This is a genomic window from Candidatus Arthromitus sp. SFB-mouse-NL (assembly GCF_000709435.1).
Lineage (GTDB): Bacteria > Bacillota > Clostridia > Clostridiales > Clostridiaceae > Dwaynesavagella.
Window position 1 is genome coordinate 347,693 of record NZ_CP008713.1, and the last position, 21,258, is coordinate 368,950.

Below are 21,258 nucleotides of genomic sequence, written 5' to 3' on the forward strand. Positions count from 1 at the left end.
CATTATTTTTATTTAATATTAAATGGGCGTTGTCTTATATCACGGACGAGAGTTATTCCAAAAGCACCGAAGCCACAGAAAATTATTAATAAGTTTTGTATAATATCAAACTTAGGTGGTATATAAGATTTTATTAAATATAGTACTAATATCATCAATATACCTAAAAGTATATAAATGATATATTTTGTTATTTCTAGTTTAATTTTAATGTTCTTTTTAATTTCTTTAACATTTAAAATTATGGATAAACATGAATCTACTATTATTGCTATAGCGTAGCTAAATATATTTATTTTTGTAAAACCAGCTAATATATATATGATTAAAATTTCTATTATTGAACATATTAGAGAATTTAATAATATTTTATTTTGTTTGCCTAGTCCGTTTAAAATACTGTATGTAGTTATTGAAATGAAAAATACTGGAGTTACGATACTTGCAAACCAAATATATGATCCTAAATCAGTTCTCTTATAGAACATATATGATAATTCATCTGGTATTACAAAACATATAACCATAGTTGCAAGCCCGAGTATAAATGATATTTTTATTACTTCTCGTATTCTCTTTTCAGCAGACTTAATTTCATTTTTGCTTATGGACTTTGATAAATCTGGAATTAATAAAGTAGAGATCGAACTTATTATTATAAGTGGAAATAGTACAATATTTAGAGCCATACCATTGAATTTACCTATTACGGATAAGGCTTGTGTATAATTAAGACCAGATTTAATAAGTCTTCTGGGGATTATAAGTGTTGTTAATGTACTTAATAGTGTTGTAATTAAACCATTTATACATAATGGAAATGCTATTTTTAACATATCTTTTAATAATCTTCTTTTTGTAGTGGATATAGGTAGATTATTATTATATTTATTTTTAATTTTCCTATAATAAGAGTATAAAAAAACATAGCTTAGAAATTCGCCTATACAGATCGATACATATGCTGCAGTTACTGTAGCTTCTACAGTTTTTAAATTAAATGATTTAATGACTATTATCAATACTATTATACGTATAGATTTTTCTAATATATCGATTATAGATGGTATATTTATTTGGGATGTACCGTAGAAGTATCCCTTAAGTATATTTGATATAGAAATAAATATCATAGCAGGGCAAATTATTTTAATAGAAGTAATTATTCTTATATCTTTTATTATAAATTTGGCAATAATAGGGGCAAGAGTATATACGATTATTGCAATTATTAGTGACCATATCAAAGTAAATATCATTGATGTTTTTATTGTTATATTAACTTTATTAAAGTACTTATTATCAAAATATATAGAAGTTAGCCTTGATATAGCAGCTAATATACCACCACACATTAGACATATGAAAAGATTGTATATGGGCATAAGAAGACCATATAATCCTAAGGCTTCAGCACCAAGTTCTTTTGAAAGAATAATTGAGAATATAAAACCTAATATACCTGTTAATATATTTGAAGAGCTCAAAATAAAAGATTTTTTATAGAAATTTCTATTTTCCAAAAATTATACCTCCTTTTTACAGAATATTATATTAAAAAGGTATTATAGAAAAAAAAATTTATTCTTAATTAAATTTAGGGATAATGTTTTTGTTAAATAATCCGTAATACATATTAGGAAGAAAGTGTTAAATAATATATTTGTGATATTACATTATGTAAATATATATTTTTAAATAAGTTATGGAGATATGTTAAGTTATTTGATATAATTTTGATAATTATTATTAGATTGTTATTTTGTATATTAAGTTAATTTAGTAAATAAAGTCGAGTTTATATATATTAGGATTAAATTCCAATAGAGTGAGAGGGGAAAGTCGTATGGGTAGAGTTGAGTTAACGTATGGAAGAGCAGTTAAAAAAATAATGGGTATTACAAATCCTATAAAAAAGGTGTTAATGAAGACTCATTGCATTACACATAAATTTATAAATAATAATTCTATACAAATATTGAATAATGAAAGTTTATATAATATTAGTATTTTTATGAAAAAATATATGAATTTTATAAATGATGGTGTTGTTTGGGCGGATCAGGATTACAAAAGTAGTAACCATTTTTATAATATAGATACGTTAAGAGGATTATATGGATTTTCTGATCTTTTAAATGAATTTAAAAAGTATTATAGAACAGCAATGTATTATTTGGATAAAAATAAAATTGAAAAATGCATGTTTTATGTAGGGGTATGTTTACACCTTATACAGGACTCAACGGTTCCTCAACATGGAAGTGGAGATTTATTTAAGGAACATAGGACATTTGAACTTTGGATAATATCTAAGATATATGATGAAGATAAATTTAATATAGAATCAGGTGTTGTCAGATTTAATAGAATTGATGATTATATTGTTAAAAACATAGTATTTTCTCAAAATGTTAGTATGATTAATAAAAATATAAGTGATAGAGAGATACGGTATATGAATATAGCTTGTGAAATTTTGAGGAGAGCACATGAAACTACGGCCGGATTTTTAATTGATATATATGAGAAAATAAATAATGTGATTTAAAAAAGAGATATCCTAACATTTATTGGGATATCTTTTGTTTTGTGGTACATAATAATTGTTGTATTGGATTTGTATTTTTATTTTGAGTGTTGTATTATAGTATTTAGTTACTTAAATTTACTAGATTATTTATTTAATTTTTGGGTAAAAATATATGAAAATGAATATAAAAAATTAGGAATATTAGCTTAAATTATTGTATATTTTTATTTCTATCACGATATTAATTTATAAAATTGGGGTGATAATTTTATGGATATTAATGTTATACAGGAAATACAGCGTGCTGAGGAACAGGCAACTTTGATTTTAGATAAATCTAGAGATGATAGTAAGAAAATACTTAACGATGCTTTGATTAGAGCTAACAATGAGTATAATACTATAATTGATTTAGCTAATATAGAGTATAAAAAAATATTACAAGATTATGAAAATCAAGGGAAAAATGCAGTTACAAATTTAGATAGTAAGCATCATACATTTGAAGTATCCAGTATTTCTAATGATAAAAGAGAATTAGCTATAAATAAGATAATGCAGGAGATTATTAATTTATGGCAATAGTTAAAATGAAGAAATTTTCTTTATATTTCTTAGAGAGTGATAAAGAAAGAATTTTAAATGAATTACAAGCATTTGGAGGATTGGAATTTAATAATTTTGATAAATGTATTGATGGTAAAGAAGATAAGAAATTATCAGATATATTAGGTAAATTAAGACATTTAGAGTTGGATAATCAGAATATAGCTTTTGAGCAAAACTTGAATAAATTGAAGTATTGCTTAGATGTTTTAAAACCTTATGCGAATAAAAAATCTATGTTAAAGGTATTAACAGATGATAAATTAGAGATAGAATATCCCAAACTTGTAGAACATATGGAAAATAATAATTGGGAAAGAGTGTACAATAATTTACAGGAAATAAATAGTAGAATAGTCGAACTAGATTCTGAGTATTTAAAGTGCATGTCCGAAATAGATACAATTAAATATTGGAGAAATATAAGGGGCAATATTAAAGATTATAATAATTTAAAATATTCTACATGTTTTTTAGGTAATATTTCTAAACAATTCGAAAATGAAATAATAAATAAATTTGAACAAGATTTTAAATATTCATTTATTGACTTAGTTCATTCTACCCAAAAGGATTCATATTTTTTGATTGTAATTCACAATGATTTTAAGGATGAAGTATTGGAATTTTTAAAGAATAGAGGATTTAACTTTCAGACATTTCATTATAATACTAGTATTAATGAATGTTTACGTAACCTTGAAGAGAGTAAGAAAAATATATCAATAGAGAAAGATAGATTGAAAAAAAGTATAGAGAAGTATTCAAGTAATTATCTAGATTTGCAATATGCTTATGAATATTTTAATTCAAATAAGGAAAAAGCACATTTGTTACAAAAATTTGTGAGAAGTGATTCTGTTATAATTTCACAAGGGTATGTAGAAAGTGATAATGTGGTAAATTTAGAGAAATGTTTATTAGATATTAAGGAACTTGATTTTTATTTGCATATTGAGGATATAAATGATGAAGATATATTGGATGTACCAGTAAAGTTAAGTAATGGTTATGTAGCAGCACCTTTTGAAGGAGTTGTAGAGATGTATAGCTATCCCATATATAGTGAAATCGATCCTTCTCCTGTAATATCTGTGTTTTTTATAGTGTTTTTTGGCATGATGCTTGCAGATGCAGGATATGGAATTTTAATGGTGTTGATATCAATATTTTTATATATAAAGTCTAAAACTAGAGAGAAGAAAAATAGTTATAGATTATTTATATTTTCTGGTATATCTACTACTATATGGGGTGTATTGTATGGAGCATATTTTGGTGATCTATTAGAAAGATATTTTGGAATAAATGTACCAGTAGTGCTTGATGTAAATAACGATATAATGACAATATTTTTGATTGCTATTGCATTTGGGTTTGTACATTTAGTTTTAGGTTTAATTATGAAGGCTATAGTTTATTTTAAAAATGGGAAAATTATAGATATTTTATATGATGTTTTACCATGGTTAATGATTTTAGTAGGTGTTTTGATAATTGCATTACAAAATGTTATAACGTTTATTGCACCTCAAATACCAGGTATTATTATTGGTTTAGGGATATTAATTTTGTTATTTACCCAAGGAAGAGATGCGGAAAGTTTGGTAGGGAAGATAGGTGGAGGAGTTTATGGAGTTTATGGAATAAGCTCATATCTAGGAGATATAATTTCATATTCCAGGTTATTAGCATTAGGATTAGCTTCTGGATTTATTGCAAATGCTTTTAATATAATGGGTGGCTTGATTCCGTTTCCATTTAATATAATAATAACTCCACTTATGTTAATACCGTTACATTTATTTAATTTGGGTATAAATGCGTTAGGTACTTATGTACATTCGTCTAGATTGCAATACCTAGAATTTTTTGGGAAATTTTATTCAGGTGGCGGAAGAAAGTTTATGCCATTTAAGTATACAGATGAGTATATAAGAATTAAAAAATAATAATTGTTTTAAAATAGGAGGAAAAATAATATGACATTTTCAGATTTTTTAGTACAATATGGTGGTTTAATATTAGCTTTGTTAGGAGCAGCTTTATGTGTTGGGTTATCAGGGACTGGGTCAGCTAAGGGAGTATCTATTGCAGGTCAAGCTTCAGCCGGATTATTATCTGAAGAACCAGAGAAGTTTGGCCAAACGATATTATTAACGGCATTACCAGGAACACAAGGCTTATTTGGATTTGTTATCGCATTATTAATTTTTCTTAATTCAGGTGTTTTTAATGCTCAATTTCCACAGGTTGCGCAAGGATTTCAGTTTTTTATGGCTGGATTACCTATGGGATTAACAGGGTTATTTTCTGGAATAGCACAAGGGAAGGTTTGTGCAGCTGCAGTACAGATATTAGCTAAAAATCCAAAGCATACAACTAAGGGTGTAATATATGCTACATTAGTTGAAACTTATGCTGTTTTAGGTTTTGTTGCTTCATTATTTATGGTTTTATTTTTTAAATAGATTTGGAGTGATTTAAAGCATGTCAAATTATAAAAATTTAATTAACAGAATTATAGATGATGCTGAAATTAAAAAAAATGAAATAGTAAATAGGGCTAATGATGAAGCAAATAAAATAATAGATAATAAGATCATTGAGGCAAATAAGATTAGGGAACAGATAATTTTTAAGGCTCATAGTGATGGGGAACAATTAAAAAATAAAATAATTTTTAAATCTGAATCTAATATTAGAAAAAGTAGATTAAATTTTAAGAAGCAAATTTTAGATGATTTATTTATGGAATCTTTAGAAAGATTGATAAAGTTAGATAAAATCGAATTAAAAAATTATATAAGTTATACATTAAATAATTTAGATTTAGAGGGTGAATATGTACTAATAATTCCTAAAAATTATAGTAGTTATGACTTTGAAGATTTAATAAACTTTAGTAGTTATAAGTTTACAATAACAAAAATAAAACCATCTGATATTTTGAAAGGTGGTTTTATTCTAGAAAAAGATGGTGCTCTTATAAATTATTCTTTTGAAATTATAATGGAATTTATTAGAGAAGAAATTGAATTTGAAGTATCTAAAATTTTATTTGATTGAGGAGGTATATTATGGATAAATACTCGTATTTAGATGTTATACCTAAGATCAGAGTTTATGAAAAAAATTTAATAGATAATTCAATAATGGATAGGATGTTATCATCTAATAATATAGATGAATTATTAAGATTTTTATCAGAAACTACTTATAGTAGAAATGTAGATGGAGATATTACTCCTTTTAATTATGAAAAGGTACTTACTACTGAATTAGATAGTTTATTTACTGATATGAATAGTGTACTTAAAAATAATAATTTAATAAATATTTTCACATTAAAATATTTATATAACAATTTAAAAATAATGTTAAAAAGTAAGTTATTAGATATTGATTCATCTAATTTAACGTTCGAGTTTAATGTTATTAATAATTTAGGTATATATGAAGCTGTATATAATGAAAATTATAAATATTTAGAGGAAAGAATTAGTAGTATTATCAAATTATTAATGAATAATTTTAATGATAATAAAGATCTTAGTGAGATAGATATTATGTTGGATAAATTTATGTTTGAAGATTTGAAAAAAAAATCGCGTGAAATTGGAGATAGTTTTATAATTAGTTATATAGATAAGTTAATTGATATATTTAATGTTAAAGCGTTATTTAGGATTAAAAAACTTGGATTAGATAAAAAAATATTAGATAGAGTAATTTGTGTTTCAGGAAATATAGATTTGGAAAGAATAAAATCTTTATTTATAGAAATTAATGATAATTTATTGATAAAATTTTCGAGTATTTATATATACAAATATATCAAAAGTGGAATTGAGAAATTTATTGATAACGATGAGGTTAGTTTGTTAGATATAGAACTAGATAATTATTTAATGAATTTCCTAAAAAAAGGTAAGATATTTACATCTGGACTATCTCCTATTGTAGGATATATCAATGCTAAGGAGATGGAAGTAAGGAATCTTAGACTTATTATAATGAGTAAAATTAATAACATTCCTTCAGAAGTTATAAGGGGGAGGTTAGTAGTAAATTATGTATAGTATTGGGATTATAGGTGATAAAGATTCTGTATTTTCTTTTAAGGCTTTGGGTGTTGAGACTTTTTTTTGTAATGAAAGAGATACAGATGGATGTATTCAGATCATAAAAAAATTAATATCTATGAATTATGGAGTTATATTTATTACTGAAAATATAGCTAGAGGTGTATTGGATGTAATAGATAGATACCAGAAACATTATCTTCCGGTTATAGTTCTAATACCAGGTAGTCAAGGAAGTTTAGGAATTGGTATTTCTAGATTAAATGATAACGTTGAGAAAGCTATTGGTATAAATATTTTATAGAAAGGAGATATAAGGTTTGGATAATGGTAAAATTATTAAGGTTGCTGGACCATTAGTTATTGCTGAAGGTTTAGGTAATATCAAAATTTATGATGTTGTAAAAGTTGGTAAGAGAAAATTAATAGGTGAAGTAATAGAGATTAGATATAATCAAGCATCTATACAGGTATATGAAGAAACATCTGGTATAGGTCCTGGAGATGAAGTAATATCTACAGGAGAGCCACTTAGTGTTGAATTAGGACCTGGATTAATAGAGTCAATGTTTGATGGTATACAAAGACCATTAGAGGAGTATATGAAAGTATCTAATTCAAGTTTTTTAGAGAGAGGTGTAGAATTATTTTCTCTAAATAGAGAAAAAGTATGGGATTTTAAGCAGAGTGTTAATGTAGGAGATAAGGTTTCTACTGGAGATGTAATAGGTACTGTACAAGAAACACCATTGATTTTACATAAAATAATGGTACCTTATAATACGACAGGTATAGTTAAGGAAATAAAGACAGGGGAATTTAATATTACAGAAATTATATGTGTAATAAGTACAGATAATGGCGATAAAGAAATAAGCATGTTACAAAAATGGCCTGTGAGAAGAGGTAGGCCTTATGTTAAAAAATTGAAGCCAGAAGAACCCCTGATAACTGGTCAAAGAGTAATAGATACTTTTTTTCCTGTTAGCAAGGGTGGTAGTGCATCAGTTCCTGGACCTTTTGGTGCTGGGAAAACTGTCGTTCAACATCAAATTGCTAAGTGGGGAGATTCGGATATAGTTGTATATGTAGGATGTGGTGAGAGAGGAAATGAAATGACAGATGTTCTAATGGAATTTCCTGAACTTATAGATCCTAAGACTAATCAAAGTATAATGAAACGTACTGTTTTAATTGCCAATACATCTAATATGCCAGTTGCTGCTAGGGAAGCATGTATATATACTGGTATAACAATAGCAGAATATTTTAGAGATATGGGATATTCTGTTTCGATTATGGCAGATTCAACATCTAGGTGGGCCGAAGCCTTAAGAGAAATGTCAGGAAGATTAGAAGAAATGCCGGGAGATGAAGGATATCCTGCTTATCTGGGATCTAGATTAGCTGAATTTTATGAAAGAGCTGGAAAAGTAGTATGTTTTGGAAATGATGAGAGAATTGGTGCTATTACTGCTATTGGAGCTGTATCTCCGCCAGGTGGAGATTTGTCTGAGCCAGTAACGCAAGCGACTTTAAGGATAGTTAAGGTTTTTTGGGGACTAGATGCTCAATTAGCATATAAGAGGCATTTTCCAGCTATTAATTGGTTAAATTCGTATTCTTTATATGCGGATAGTGTAGGGAAATCAATTGAGAAAAATAATATTTATAGTAACTGGAATTTAATGAGATCTGAGGCCATGGAATTATTACAAGAAGAGTCTCAATTAGAAGAAATAGTTAGATTAGTTGGGGTTGATGCATTGTCAGATAAAGATAGATTAAAATTAGAATCTGCTAAGTCGATTAGGGAAGATTATTTGCAACAAAATGGATTTCATGAAGTGGATACTTTTTCATCAATTGAAAAGCAATATAAGATGTTATCAGCAATATTAAAATTTAAATCTCAAGCAGAATGTGCTTTAGAATCAGGAGTATATTTAGAAAAAATACTAGAATTACCTATAAGAGATAAAATAGCAAGATTAAAGTATGTGCCTGAAAAAGATATAAATAAAATCGATGATGTAGTAGAAGATTTAGAAATGGACATAAAAAATTTGATTGAGAAGGAGGGAGTAATCGGTGATTAAGGAATATAGCACTATTAGAGAGGTTGTTGGACCGCTTATGATGGTTGATGAAGTGTTTGGAGTAAAATATGATGAACTAGTGGATATAGAACTTGGTAATGGTGAGAAGAGAAGAGGTAAAGTATTAGAAGTTAATGGTTCAAAAGCTATGGTTCAGATTTTTGAAGGTTCTAGTGGAATATCTCCGTTTATGACTAAATGTAAATTTCTAGCAAGACCTCTACAATTAGGTGTATCTGAGGATATGTTAGGTAGAGTTTTTGATGGTATGGGTAAACCTAAGGATAATGGACCAGATATAATTCCTGAGTTTAAAAGAGATATAAATGGGATAGCGATTAATCCTGTTGCAAGAGATTACCCATCAGAATTTATACAGACCGGTATATCAGCAATAGATCATTTAAATACTTTAGTTAGAGGACAGAAATTACCAGTATTCTCTGCTTCAGGATTACCACATTCTCAGTTAGCTGCACAAATTGCTAGGCAAGCAAGAGTTTTAAATTCAGATTCTAAGTTTGCCATTGTTTTTGCAGCTATGGGTATAACATTTGAGGAAGCACAATTCTTTATAGATGATTTTACAGAAACCGGAGCTATAGATAAGTCTGTATTATTTATGAATCTTGCTAATGACCCTGCTATAGAGAGAATAGCTACACCTAAAATGGCATTAACATGTGCTGAATATCTAGCCTATGATAAAGGGATGCATGTACTTGTTATAATGACAGATATGACTAATTATGCAGAGGCTCTTAGGGAAGTATCAGCAGCTAGAAAGGAAGTTCCTGGAAGAAGAGGATATCCTGGATATTTGTATACTGATTTATCCAATTTATATGAGAGAGCTGGAAGATTGAAAGGAAAATCAGGATCAATAACTCAGATACCTATTTTAACTATGCCTGAGGAGGATAAGACGCATCCAATTCCAGATTTAACTGGTTATATAACTGAAGGTCAAATAATTTTATCTAAAGAGTTATATAAAAAAGGTATATTTCCTCCTATAGATGTATTACCGTCTTTGTCCAGACTTAAGGATAAAGGAATTGGTAAAGGTAAGACAAGAGAGGATCATGCAGATACTATGAATCAATTGTTTTCTGCGTATTCTCAAGGTAAGCAGGCTAAAGAATTATCTTCTATTCTTGGGGAGTCAGCGTTATCGGAAATTGATTTGAAGTATGCCAAGTTTGCGGAAGCATTTGAAGGTAGATATTTGAATCAAGGATTTGATACAAATAGATCTATAGATGAAACTTTGAAATTGGGATGGGAATTATTAGGAATTATTCCAAGGTCAGAGCTTAAGAGAATTAGAGATGAGTATTTAGATAAATACTTTAAAATAGATCAAACTTAAGGATGATTTGTTATGAATAAATTGAATGTTAATCCAACAAGAATGGAGTTAACAAAATTAAAGAAGAGACTGTCTGTAGCTACTAGAGGATATAAACTTTTAAAAGATAAGCAAGATGAATTAATAAGAAGATTTATAATACTCATAAAGTATAATAATGACCTTAGAAAGAAAGTTGAGAATAAATTATCTGATTCTTTTAAAGATTTTGTAATATCACGAGGAATTTTAGGGAACGAATTTTTAGATGAAGCTATGATATATTCATCTAATAAAGTTAGATTAGATATTGGCGCTAAAAATATAATGAGCGTTAATGTTCCAGTTTTAAAATTTGATGATGTTTCAAATTATTCAGATCGCATTCAATATGGATTTTTTAATACCAATTCCGAACTTGATAGTGCAATTATAAATTTAAGATCTATATTTTCAGAGTTACTTGAATTAGCAGAAGTTGAAAAATCATCTCAACTTATGGCAGATGAAATAGAGAAAACTAGACGTAGGGTAAATGCTTTGGAATATAGAACTATACCAGATTTGAAAGAAACAATAAAGTATATTAGAATGAAATTAGATGAGAATGAAAGGGGAGCATTAACAAGATTAATGAAGGTTAAGGATATAATTAATGATAGATAAGGTTAAGAGACTACTTTATATTTAGTGGTCTCTTAATGTCATTGGAATTTAATGATGTACAAACTATAATAATGATATGTATAAAAGGTAAGAATGATTAATAGATTAAAGTTTAATAATAGATTGATTTATATTTTACTATGGATTATTTTTATAATTATAATACCTGTTTATCTTGCCAATAATTTAGTAAAAAGTGTATTTTTTGTAACTGTGACTTCCAATTCTATGTATCCAACAGTGAAGAGTGGTGATAGGTTAATAATTTATAGAAATTATAGAAATATTAAGAGGAATGATATAATTGTATTTTATTCAGAAGAATTGGATAAGAATCTTATTAAAAGAGTTATAGCTGTTCCTGGAGATATTATAGATTTAGATGAAAATTTAAACCTTATGGTTAATGGAGAGAAGGTTGCTGAATCTAATTATTTTATTAATAGAAATTATCTTATACATAATCAATTTGTTGTACCAGATGAATCATATTTTGTAATAGGAGATAATTTTGATAATTCATTTGATTCTAGATTTTGGAATAATAAATTTGTATGTAGTAATTCGATATTGGGACGTGCAGTTATATTATTTTATCCTATTGAAAGATTTAAGTATTTGTTTATATAGATTAATTGTGTATTAATAATTTAAAATATAATATAGTTTATTTTTTACTTAACTATATATGTAAATTGTTCATAATATATATATAAGATAATAAAAATTTTAGGGTTGATATTATGACTTATGCTTTGATATTGGCAGGTGGGAGAGGTCTAAGGTTATACCCACTTTCCAGAAGGAAAAAACCAAAACAGTTTTTAGATATGATAGAGGGTAAAAGTCTATTATATAATACTATTTCTCGGGTTTCTAAAATAATTAGCAGTGATAGGATATATATTGTTACAAATAAGGAATTTGTAGATAATGTTGTTTTAGAATCTATGAATTTTATAGATAAATCTAATATAATTATTGAACCTTATGATAAAGAAACTGCTGTATGTATTGCTCTAGCATCAGTTAAATTACTAAAAAAAGATAAAGATGCTAATATCTTAATATTTCCATCGGATCATTATATAAAAGAATGTGATAATTTTTATGAGGTTATAGATTGTGCTATTAATATATCAAATAGAAAGAGATATATAGTTACTATAGGAATTAAGCCTACTATGCCTAATATGGGATATGGGTATATAAAAATTGGAGAAAAATTGAATTATAAGTGTAATTTAGATATATATAGAGTAGCTAATTTTATAGAAAAACCCAATTTTGAAATGGCAAAGGATTTTATATCAGCTGGCAATTATTTGTGGAATAGTGGTATTTTTTGTTTTAGGGCAGATATATATTTAGGAGAGGTGAAAAAATATTTACCTAATATATATAATTCTATGATTAAAATATATAAGACTATTGATGATAAAAATCAAGATTTTTTTGTAAATAGTATTTATTCTGAGTTAGATGCTATTTCTATAGATTTTGGCGTCATGCAAAAAACTAGGAGGGCATATGTCATTGAAGGATTATTTGAGTGGGATGACATAGGTAGTTTTACATCCCTTAAGAAATTTTTGTATTTGTATGATACTAATTTTGTTATGGGAAATGTTTTATGCGAAAAAAGTAAAAATTGTATAATTTTCGGTAATGATAATTTAACAATTACTTTTGGTGTTAAGGATCTTATTGTTGTTAATTCTGATAATGTTACTCTAATTTTAGATAAGAATAGAGAACAAGAGATGAAATATATTTCGAATATTTTAAGTGATAATGATAATTTTGATAAATTTATATAATGAATGTTTATTAAGAGGTATATAATCTTGAAAAAAGAAAAGTCAGTATTTAAAACAGCATTTAGTGATACTAAAGAAAAGACGATAATAGATATTGGCAAATTAGAGAGTTTAAGCATAAATGAAGTGAAAATTAATTCTAGATATTTTGCATGTGTTAATGTTTATACTGATAATCTATACAGAGGTCTAATTTTAGATAATCCAATAATTGATGTTATTATAAATGATCAATATGTTCAAATAAGTGGTCTTGTAGTAGGTAAGATATATGATAATATGATTCTTAGTTTGGAGTATATAGATGGTAGTAAGTTATATTTATTAGAAACTTTTACTTTGAGTAATTCTGATAAATTATCAGAATATATATGTAAAAATTATAAATTAGCTTTTAAAGAAGATATTAGTGAAGAGGAGTTTAATGATTGGTATTTTAAAATACAGAATGATAATAGTAAAATAAATGATTTTATATATGATGTATTGAGTAATATTGATACATTAGAGTTAGATAGATTTATTAATTTAGTATATAGATTAATTTTTGATAAAGATATAGATAATGAATCGTTTAATTATTGGAAAAACTTTTATGAATATGAGCTTAAGAGTGGTAAATTTGAACGAAATATTAAAATAGATATTATAGATAAGATTTTTAATTCTAAGCAGATTTAAAAATTTATTTTAGAAATCATTAGGAGGATAGTAATGGAAAACATAATAAATCCATCAATTTTATCAGCGAATTTTATCAATTTAGAAAGGGATTTATATCAATTAAAAGAAAGTGGTATAAATAAGATACATGTTGATGTTATGGATGGACATTTTGTACCTAATATAACTTTCGGGGTTGATCAGATAAAACAATTAAAGGAATCTACTGATTTTTATTTAGATTGTCATCTTATGGTTCAGAACCCTGAAACTATAATAGATAAATTAATAGATATATCCGTAGGATGTATAACATTGCATGTAGAATCAAGCAATCATATTTATAAACTTGTACAAGAAGTAAAGAAGTGTAATGTTGACTGCGGCATAGCATTAAATCCAGGAACTTCTATATATAATATCATAGATTTATTAGATATAATTGATAAGATATTAATAATGACGGTTAATCCCGGATTTGGTGGACAAAAATTTATAGAGCATATGTTAAAAAAGATAAGATTGTTAAGTGGTATAATGAATAGATATAATATTAATAGTAAAATTATACAAGTAGATGGAGGAATAAATTTGTATAATATAGATACAATATACGATTTGGGAGTTAGGGATATAGTTGTAGGTTCTTATATTTTTAGTGGGGATTCTATTTACAATAATATAAATGGATTAAAAAATAAGATAAGTCGATTTATGTAGATTGACTTATCTTATTTTTGTATATAAAGTAAAAAAAATGAAATAATTCATACTAGAATTGAAGGAGGATACATAGATGATTAAATATTTTTTTGTTATAATGATATTTTTATGTATTAATAAATTTTTGATTTTTATAAGAATACGTATTGAAACTAAGTTTAAAAATAATTTTAAAACAAGATCAATAATTAATAGAATTGATTTAATAGATTATGGAGTAGATTATTATTTATTATTGTGTAAGTATATAATATCTAAAATGAAAGATATAAGTGATATTGTTATTGAAGATATTAGTGGAAGGGAAGTTGTAGACATAAAATTTAATCAAAATGGCAAAATGGTATATTGCTCCTGCATATTAAAGGATAGATTAGAAAATAAAAAATTTGATTTAGTTACGTATTATGAAGTATTGGATTTATTAAATTATATGATTAAAGATAATGTAAATAGAGGTATAATATTTGTTAATTCAGATTTAATTGAAGATGCAAGTAAATTTATAAACGATATAAATTTAAATTCTAATAAGTATAAAATAGATATAGTAAGTGGGTATGATATAATTAAATTTGCTCGTAAACGTAATGAAGAGTATAACAAGGAGCTATTATATGCTTAATTTTTATGGATTTATGATATTTATATGTGTATTGATTATTTTACCAATTTTAATTAATATATTTGATAATTTATTTAATATATTTAAAATATTAAATAATAGAATATCTGTATTAGATAAGGTTTTAGAGTTTGATAATATGGAATTATCTGACTTTGCTTTAGAATTTTTAATGCGAGCATACAACTATAGATTTAAGATTAAGAATGATAGTATATATTTATATGATGATTTTTGTGAATGGTTTTTATATTATGATAATAGTACTTGTAATGTACTGAGTTTATACGATGTTAGAAATATAATTGGAATTTGTGAAAGTAAGGGATGCAAAAATATATTTATTTTTACAACAGGAATTATAAATGATGATATAAGAAGTTTTTTAGATAGAATATATAGTTATAAATTTAAATTCATTCATGGAGAGGATTTGAAACTAGATTATAGTCAGTTAGTTAATAAGTTTTATATTTATAAGATGTAGTATTTATTTTATTTTGCTTTAAAATAGTGTAGAATTAGTTAATCATATTGTCAATAGTAGAATTTAGAAATGTATATTTATTAATTAAAGGGGATATGTAACAATGTCTAGTAAGATATCTAAAGTAGTAATAAAAAGGTTGCCTAAATATTTAAGAGTTTTAGAAGGTTTTTTGATACGAGAGATTGAGAGAGTATCATCTAGGGAACTTGCAATAAAATTAGGTTCGACAGCATCTCAGGTTAGGCAAGACTTTAATTGTTTTGGAGATTTTGGACAACATGGATATGGATATAAAGTTAAGGAACTATACTTAAAAATTAAGGAAATATTAGGTTTAAGCAAAAAATATAACTGTATTGTTATAGGTGCTGGAAATATAGGACAAGCTATTATGAATTATTCAAAGTTTTTTACTATGGGTTTTAATATAGAAGCTATATTTGATATAAATCCTAAGATTATTGGGTTATCTTTTAGAGGTATAGAGGTATTGGATATTGAATTATTAAATGATTACATAAAAAATAATAAAATTGATTTAGCGATATTGTGTGTTCCTGAATTTCAAGCTGAATCTATATATACGGTATTAAAAGATAGGGTAATTGGAATTTGGAATTTTGCAACAGTAGATTTAGTATCTACTGAAAAAACATTTGTTGAAAATGTCAACTTAAATGATAGTTTATTTACATTAACATATTTTATAAATAATGGAGTTTAAAGATAAGTAATGGATTTTAAAAATTATAGATATTTGGATAATAAGATAATTGTAAAAAAAACAAACAATTTTGTATTAAAACATATATTTGAAAATGGACAGTGTTTTCGATGGGAACGGACTAATATAGGTACATATATTATTGTTGCCAAGGGAAGAGTTATAGAATTAGAAATGGATAGTGGGGATTTGATTATACATAATTCAAATGTAGATGATTTTGAAAATATTTGGATAAATTATTTTGATTTTGAGAGAGATTATTGTAAGTTAAAGGGAGAGCTAAAACATGATAAATATCTAGATATTGCTATTAATTTTGGACATGGTCTCAGGATATTAAATCAAGATCCATTTGAAATGATTTTATCTTTTATAATTTCATCCAATAATAGGATACCTATGATAAAAAAAGCTATACTAAGTATAAGTGAGAAATATGGTGATCCTATTTCCTATAAAGGAAGAATATATTATAAATTTCCAAGTTTAGAAAATTTGGCTAATCTTAGCCAAGAAAAATTTAGAGAATGTTCTGTTGGATTTAGAGATAAATATTTATATAATACTGTAAAATTACTTAATGAAGATAATGATATTGAGTATATTATGAATTTAAATGATGATATGTGCCATAAAGAATTACAAAAATTTAGTGGTGTTGGATCAAAAGTATCTGATTGTATAATGTTATTTTCTATGAAAAAATATTCGGCATTTCCAGTTGATGTTTGGGTGAAAAGAGCTATGATGAAATTTTATGTTGCTCCAGATACTTCATTAAAAGGCATACGCGATTTTGGAAGAGAATTATTTAAAGACTCTAGTGGACTTGCTCAGCAGTATTTATTTTATTATGTAAGGGAGAATAATATAAAAGTTTGAATAATATTTTTAAAATTCAAAACTTTTTAAATGATAAAAATTGTCTTTATTATTGAGATTATTAAACTAAGAGGTATATAAAAATGAATAAAAATAAAATATTTTCTTTAGGATTAGCTAGTTCTTTATTTATGTTAGGTCTGAATGTTAATGTTAATGCTGTTGAAAGTAAAGGAGTTGTATCAAGTGAATTAACAAATAATATATATGAAGAATTTAAAGGATATAGTAGAATAGATATATTAGGAAATAATTATGATTTATCTAACGTAGATAGTGCAGTTTTACAGATTATTGCTAAGAAGTTTGATGCAATAAATGGAGGCAGTTTATCTGATGATAAAATAAAAGAATATCAAAAAGAAATTATGGATTTGTTAGATGATTATAATAAAGATCCTAAAAAATATGAGAATCTTCCAGTTACATTAGATCTTAATCCTGTTACTTTTCTGAGAGAGGAGATAGTTATTGTACAAAATAAAATTAATAGTTTAAAAGCAGAGCAGGATAATTTAAAAATAAGTGATATTGGGCAAGATTATATAGACAAAAAAGTAGAAGAAATACAATTATATATAGATAATTTAATTAGTTGGATAAATTATTCTGTAGTTAATTTCAAATCATCAGAATATAAACAAACCTTTACTGAAAATTTATTTAAAGAAAATAAATTTAGAAATGAACAACTAATTAATATGGTTTATGTTGATAGTGAGTATAAAAATGTTTTTATTGTGAATGTAAATTTAGATGGTAGTTTTAGTTCAGATAGTAATAATATTACAGATTTGGATTTAAATCAAGTTATTAAAAAAGGATTAGAATATGAAAATTTAAAGATAAGGAATATTAATGAAGAAATAGACAAGATTAGGAAATCCAAGATAGATGTTATTGATCAAGAAAATATGATAAATGAGTTGAATAGACAAATTGAGAGTGCTAAAGCTTATTCTTTAGCTCAAGAGATTGTCTTATTGAATTTAGAGATAGATGCAATTAAGAGTTCGAGAGCAAGTGTGGACTTTATTAATAATAAAGTAGAGGAATTGACTGATGAGATTAATTCAAGAATAGATAGTATAATAAAGCATAATAGTGATCCCAAATATGTAATAAATGATTTTGAAGTTGGTAAAAAGCCAACATATTTTGGATATGTTTTAGGCAATGAGGATGGTTTTTTATTTAAACTAAATTTAGATTCTGATTTTAAAATGTTGGTTGATAATGTAATTGGTGAAGAGTATAAATTTACTACTGAACAAAAAGATGTACTAAAAAATTTACTAAATAATAGTATTAATGATAGTATTGAGAAAATTAGTAAACTTAAAGATAAGAAATTAGAAATTTCAAAAAGTATGAATAATAATAAATATTATTTAACTGATTCTATAGATAAAGATATATCTATTTTAGAAAATAATATTTTAAATTATAAATCAATGATTTCCCAAATTTAGTTAAGGCTCCTTAAGGGCCTTAATTTTTTTACATAAAATTAAATTTATGAACACAAAATATATATATGTAATTTAATGTTTTGTAAGAGGTATTTTTATGAAATTGGGTATGGATGTTTTAGAAAATAAGCTTGATTTTCTTTATATCCTTGTAGAGGGTATAAGTAAGCATATTAATATTAATTTTGATTTTTTTATGTTTGTCATAAATAATAATTTGACTTGTACTGATGTTGTATTAATTACTAAAGCTTTAACAATTATGAATTATAGACGGTTTGGAGTGTTAGATGATAATACTATAGAATTTAACGATGATGGTAGGTTAAAAGGAATTTTGGTAGATAAGACTCCTAATTTTAAAGAGTTTAAGGATTTTCTATTAAGTATAAATTTGAATATAAATGCTGAAGAACTTTTAAATAGTTTAATTAATCAGAAAATTGGGATTAATATATGTAAATTTTTACTAGAAGATGGGTTGAATAATTGATATAATTTACTTGTCTAAGTGTTTTTAGACAAGTTTTTTGTGCTGTAGGGGGATAAAAAAATGGGAGTTTTTAGTACGTTAATGGGAAATGCTTCTAATTCTGATCCCAATAAATTGCAAGAAAAGGTATCAGATATATTATTTGAGGGTGAAGAAGTAGTATTTGCATTTTCATATGTGAGAGATTTTATTTTATTTACTAATTATAGAATAATGTTTACAGATAAACAGGGAGTTAGTGGAAAAAAGGAGAGCATAGAATCTATACCTTATAGAAGTGTAGTAAGATTTTCTATTGAAACTAAAGGAGTGTTTGATTTAGATTCTGAATTTAAGATTTGGATTAGTGGAGTAGATTCACCTATAGAGAGTAAGTTTTCTGGAGATAAAAATATATTGGAACTTCAACAGTTTTTAGGAGAGAAAGTTTGTAAAAAATAGTTTTAAAGGATAAGAATATGAGTTATTATAATAAAGATGATAGATTTTATATGGATTTTATGGATGAAGATGGTAATAAAATAACCTTTGAAATTATCACAGAAATATTTCTGGATGGGAATAAGTATTTAATACTTGGAGATGATTCTCAAAATAATGAGGATTCTTATGTTGTACGTGAAGATTTTTCAGATCAAGGTGTGGAGTATAATTTTCTTGATAATGAGGAAGAATTTAGTCGTGTAAAAAAGGAATATAAGAAGATCATATATGGATAATATTAAATTTCTGCAGTTAACGTCAGGTTTTTATACTTAACCTACATTTCTTAATTGGGATTTCTAATACTAATATTGATGTCAAGCTTCCAGTTTTTTAAAGCGAAGTAGGCAGATAGATATTATGAGGATTGCCCACCTGTTGGAGAACAGGTCTTAAGTTTATTAGCCAGCGTCTCTGTGGATATATAAAAACACTTAGTTTACTAGGTGTTTTTATATTTTTTATACATTAAGAATGAATATATAGCCGGTATTATAGCTGATACTATTAATGAAATTGTTAGGGTGTAAAACGACAGATTAGGGAATATAATTGTTATAAGTATATTTAATATTCCAGATATAACAAATAGTAAACCAGCTAATCTATGTGTTTTTTTCCAATTTTCTTTATTATTTAATGTCCAAGGTAATCGTATTCCTATTGTATAATTTTGTCTACATTTTGGTAGATAATTACCTATAAATATGAATATAATTGACATAAAAACTGGTGCAATTACTGACATATTTATATTAATTCCAAGGCTGATTAATATAGTTGTAGGGATAAATATTACTGACATTAGTGGAGCTAAAAAATAAATTAGTATTTTTAAGGATTTATTATGATTTTTTTTGTTTGGATCATTGTTAATAATGAGGTGCGTTATTATATTAAAAATACAGAGAATTAATGGAAGAATTATACATACAAAAAGTTTGCTTCCATAGGAATCTATATTTCCATTTATATCAAAATGAGTTGGAATTTTGTCTGGAAGTTTATTGTATATAAATGAACACAATATTGTAGGTAATAAACATAATGCTAAAGATAGTATTAGGGGATTGTTTATTATTTTTTTATTCATTTTTTTTACCTCCAAATTCTGAGAACCATAATATTACTTCTTCAAATATTGAAGTATTAATCTCATAATATATAAAATTTTTATATTTGGATTCAAATATAAGTCCTGATTTTTTTAGTATTGATAGATGATAAGATATAGTTGCTCCAGTCAAATTAAAATTCTCAATTATTTCTCCCACAGATAATTTATCTTTTTTAAGTAAAGTTAGTATTTCCCGTCTAATAGGGTCGGATAGAGCCTTAAATGTTTCTTTTAAACCCATAAGTTCCTCCAACTATTTAGAAATTTATATAAATAGATTATATATTTATATTCGATATTTAGTCAATATCTATTTAGATAGTTATAAAAATAGATCTCAGACTTTATTATTTTAGATATGATTATGATATTTAAATTAATTTAAATAATTTAGAGTGTAATTGAAGAAAAAAGCTAAATTAT

General features: G+C 25.6%; 25 protein-coding genes. 22 read left to right on the top strand and 3 right to left on the bottom strand.

The features are described from left to right. Positions 1 to 8: 8 nt before the first annotated feature. Positions 9 to 1,523 (bottom strand): stage V sporulation protein B, encoded by a 1,515-nt coding sequence (gene spoVB / locus SFBMNL_RS01645; RefSeq protein WP_005807090.1) that lies wholly within the window; start codon positions 1,521 to 1,523, stop codon positions 9 to 11. A gap of 323 nt (positions 1,524 to 1,846) precedes the next feature. On the opposite strand from spoVB, the gene SFBMNL_RS01650 reads away from it, so the two are divergent. From SFBMNL_RS01650 to SFBMNL_RS01755, 22 genes are all read left to right on the top strand, one after another. After that, positions 1,847 to 2,551: a zinc dependent phospholipase C family protein gene (locus tag SFBMNL_RS01650; protein WP_007440689.1), complete on the top strand. Its 705-nt coding sequence runs from the start codon at positions 1,847 to 1,849 to the stop codon at positions 2,549 to 2,551. 252 nt (positions 2,552 to 2,803) lie between these two features. Beyond that, positions 2,804 to 3,118, top strand: a complete 315-nt coding sequence (locus tag SFBMNL_RS01655) for a hypothetical protein (protein ID WP_005807084.1) — start codon at positions 2,804 to 2,806, stop codon at positions 3,116 to 3,118. Further along, complete coding sequence (locus tag SFBMNL_RS01660; protein WP_005807082.1) at positions 3,109 to 5,091, top strand: V-type ATP synthase subunit I; 1,983 nt, start codon at positions 3,109 to 3,111, stop codon at positions 5,089 to 5,091. Before SFBMNL_RS01655 ends, SFBMNL_RS01660 begins: the two co-directional genes overlap by 10 nt. A gap of 30 nt (positions 5,092 to 5,121) precedes the next feature. Beyond that, complete coding sequence (locus SFBMNL_RS01665; protein ID WP_005807081.1) at positions 5,122 to 5,610, top strand: V-type ATP synthase subunit K; 489 nt, start codon at positions 5,122 to 5,124, stop codon at positions 5,608 to 5,610. 19 nt (positions 5,611 to 5,629) lie between these two features. Beyond that, positions 5,630 to 6,208, top strand: a complete 579-nt coding sequence (locus SFBMNL_RS01670; protein ID WP_005807079.1) for a V-type ATP synthase subunit E — start codon at positions 5,630 to 5,632, stop codon at positions 6,206 to 6,208. Between the two features lie 11 nt (positions 6,209 to 6,219). Next, positions 6,220 to 7,221 carry a V-type ATP synthase subunit C gene (locus tag SFBMNL_RS01675; RefSeq protein ID WP_042294232.1) on the top strand — a complete coding sequence of 334 codons (1,002 nt, stop codon included), beginning with the start codon at positions 6,220 to 6,222 and terminating at the stop codon, positions 7,219 to 7,221. After that, positions 7,214 to 7,528, top strand: coding sequence for a V-type ATP synthase subunit F (locus SFBMNL_RS01680; RefSeq protein WP_005807075.1), 315 nt, complete (start codon positions 7,214 to 7,216; stop codon positions 7,526 to 7,528). The genes SFBMNL_RS01675 and SFBMNL_RS01680 overlap by 8 nt, the downstream gene beginning before the upstream one ends. A 16-nt stretch (positions 7,529 to 7,544) precedes the next feature. Then, the gene (locus SFBMNL_RS01685; RefSeq protein WP_005807073.1) at positions 7,545 to 9,323 is read left to right on the top strand and encodes a V-type ATP synthase subunit A; all 1,779 of its coding nucleotides are present in this window, start codon (positions 7,545 to 7,547) and stop codon (positions 9,321 to 9,323) included. Next, positions 9,316 to 10,695 (top strand): V-type ATP synthase subunit B, encoded by a 1,380-nt coding sequence (locus tag SFBMNL_RS01690; protein WP_005807071.1) that lies wholly within the window; start codon positions 9,316 to 9,318, stop codon positions 10,693 to 10,695. Before SFBMNL_RS01685 ends, SFBMNL_RS01690 begins: the two co-directional genes overlap by 8 nt. A gap of 12 nt (positions 10,696 to 10,707) precedes the next feature. Next, positions 10,708 to 11,340 carry a V-type ATP synthase subunit D gene (locus SFBMNL_RS01695; protein WP_042294235.1) on the top strand — a complete coding sequence of 211 codons (633 nt, stop codon included), beginning with the start codon at positions 10,708 to 10,710 and terminating at the stop codon, positions 11,338 to 11,340. Between the two features lie 93 nt (positions 11,341 to 11,433). Further along, positions 11,434 to 11,970 carry a signal peptidase I gene (lepB, locus tag SFBMNL_RS01700; RefSeq protein WP_042294236.1) on the top strand — a complete coding sequence of 179 codons (537 nt, stop codon included), beginning with the start codon at positions 11,434 to 11,436 and terminating at the stop codon, positions 11,968 to 11,970. A 113-nt stretch (positions 11,971 to 12,083) separates the two neighbouring features. Beyond that, positions 12,084 to 13,160, top strand: coding sequence for a mannose-1-phosphate guanylyltransferase (locus SFBMNL_RS01705; protein ID WP_042294238.1), 1,077 nt, complete (start codon positions 12,084 to 12,086; stop codon positions 13,158 to 13,160). A 27-nt stretch (positions 13,161 to 13,187) separates the two neighbouring features. Beyond that, on the top strand, positions 13,188 to 13,841 hold the full coding sequence (locus SFBMNL_RS01710) for a hypothetical protein (RefSeq protein WP_007442545.1): 654 nt from the start codon (positions 13,188 to 13,190) through the stop codon (positions 13,839 to 13,841). A gap of 33 nt (positions 13,842 to 13,874) precedes the next feature. Beyond that, entirely contained in the window at positions 13,875 to 14,543 is a 669-nt protein-coding gene (gene rpe / locus SFBMNL_RS01715; protein WP_042294240.1) for a ribulose-phosphate 3-epimerase, read from the top strand. A gap of 76 nt (positions 14,544 to 14,619) precedes the next feature. Further along, the gene (locus SFBMNL_RS01720) at positions 14,620 to 15,171 is read left to right on the top strand and encodes a hypothetical protein (protein WP_005807060.1); all 552 of its coding nucleotides are present in this window, start codon (positions 14,620 to 14,622) and stop codon (positions 15,169 to 15,171) included. Beyond that, positions 15,164 to 15,658, top strand: a complete 495-nt coding sequence (locus SFBMNL_RS01725) for a hypothetical protein (RefSeq protein ID WP_042294241.1) — start codon at positions 15,164 to 15,166, stop codon at positions 15,656 to 15,658. The genes SFBMNL_RS01720 and SFBMNL_RS01725 overlap by 8 nt, the downstream gene beginning before the upstream one ends. 103 nt (positions 15,659 to 15,761) lie before the next feature. Next, positions 15,762 to 16,385, top strand: a complete 624-nt coding sequence (locus tag SFBMNL_RS01730; protein ID WP_005807058.1) for a redox-sensing transcriptional repressor Rex — start codon at positions 15,762 to 15,764, stop codon at positions 16,383 to 16,385. Between the two features lie 9 nt (positions 16,386 to 16,394). Then, positions 16,395 to 17,270: a DNA-3-methyladenine glycosylase family protein gene (locus SFBMNL_RS01735; protein WP_042294242.1), complete on the top strand. Its 876-nt coding sequence runs from the start codon at positions 16,395 to 16,397 to the stop codon at positions 17,268 to 17,270. An 83-nt stretch (positions 17,271 to 17,353) separates the two neighbouring features. Beyond that, positions 17,354 to 18,742, top strand: coding sequence for a hypothetical protein (locus SFBMNL_RS01740; protein WP_042294243.1), 1,389 nt, complete (start codon positions 17,354 to 17,356; stop codon positions 18,740 to 18,742). Positions 18,743 to 18,839: 97 nt separating this feature from the next. Further along, on the top strand, positions 18,840 to 19,235 hold the full coding sequence (locus tag SFBMNL_RS01745; RefSeq protein ID WP_042294244.1) for a hypothetical protein: 396 nt from the start codon (positions 18,840 to 18,842) through the stop codon (positions 19,233 to 19,235). 60 nt (positions 19,236 to 19,295) lie between these two features. Next, positions 19,296 to 19,676, top strand: a complete 381-nt coding sequence (locus tag SFBMNL_RS01750) for a PH domain-containing protein (RefSeq protein WP_005807052.1) — start codon at positions 19,296 to 19,298, stop codon at positions 19,674 to 19,676. 17 nt (positions 19,677 to 19,693) lie between these two features. After that, positions 19,694 to 19,954 carry a DUF1292 domain-containing protein gene (locus tag SFBMNL_RS01755; protein WP_042294245.1) on the top strand — a complete coding sequence of 87 codons (261 nt, stop codon included), beginning with the start codon at positions 19,694 to 19,696 and terminating at the stop codon, positions 19,952 to 19,954. A 206-nt stretch (positions 19,955 to 20,160) separates the two neighbouring features. Here SFBMNL_RS01755 and SFBMNL_RS01760 read toward each other — a convergent pair whose 3' ends face one another. Continuing rightward, complete coding sequence (locus SFBMNL_RS01760) at positions 20,161 to 20,811, bottom strand: SdpI family protein (protein WP_005807048.1); 651 nt, start codon at positions 20,809 to 20,811, stop codon at positions 20,161 to 20,163. Then, a complete protein-coding gene (locus tag SFBMNL_RS01765; protein ID WP_007440242.1) occupies positions 20,804 to 21,076 on the bottom strand; it encodes an autorepressor SdpR family transcription factor in 273 nt (90 codons plus the stop codon). The genes SFBMNL_RS01760 and SFBMNL_RS01765 overlap by 8 nt, the downstream gene beginning before the upstream one ends. Positions 21,077 to 21,258: the final 182 nt, after the last annotated feature.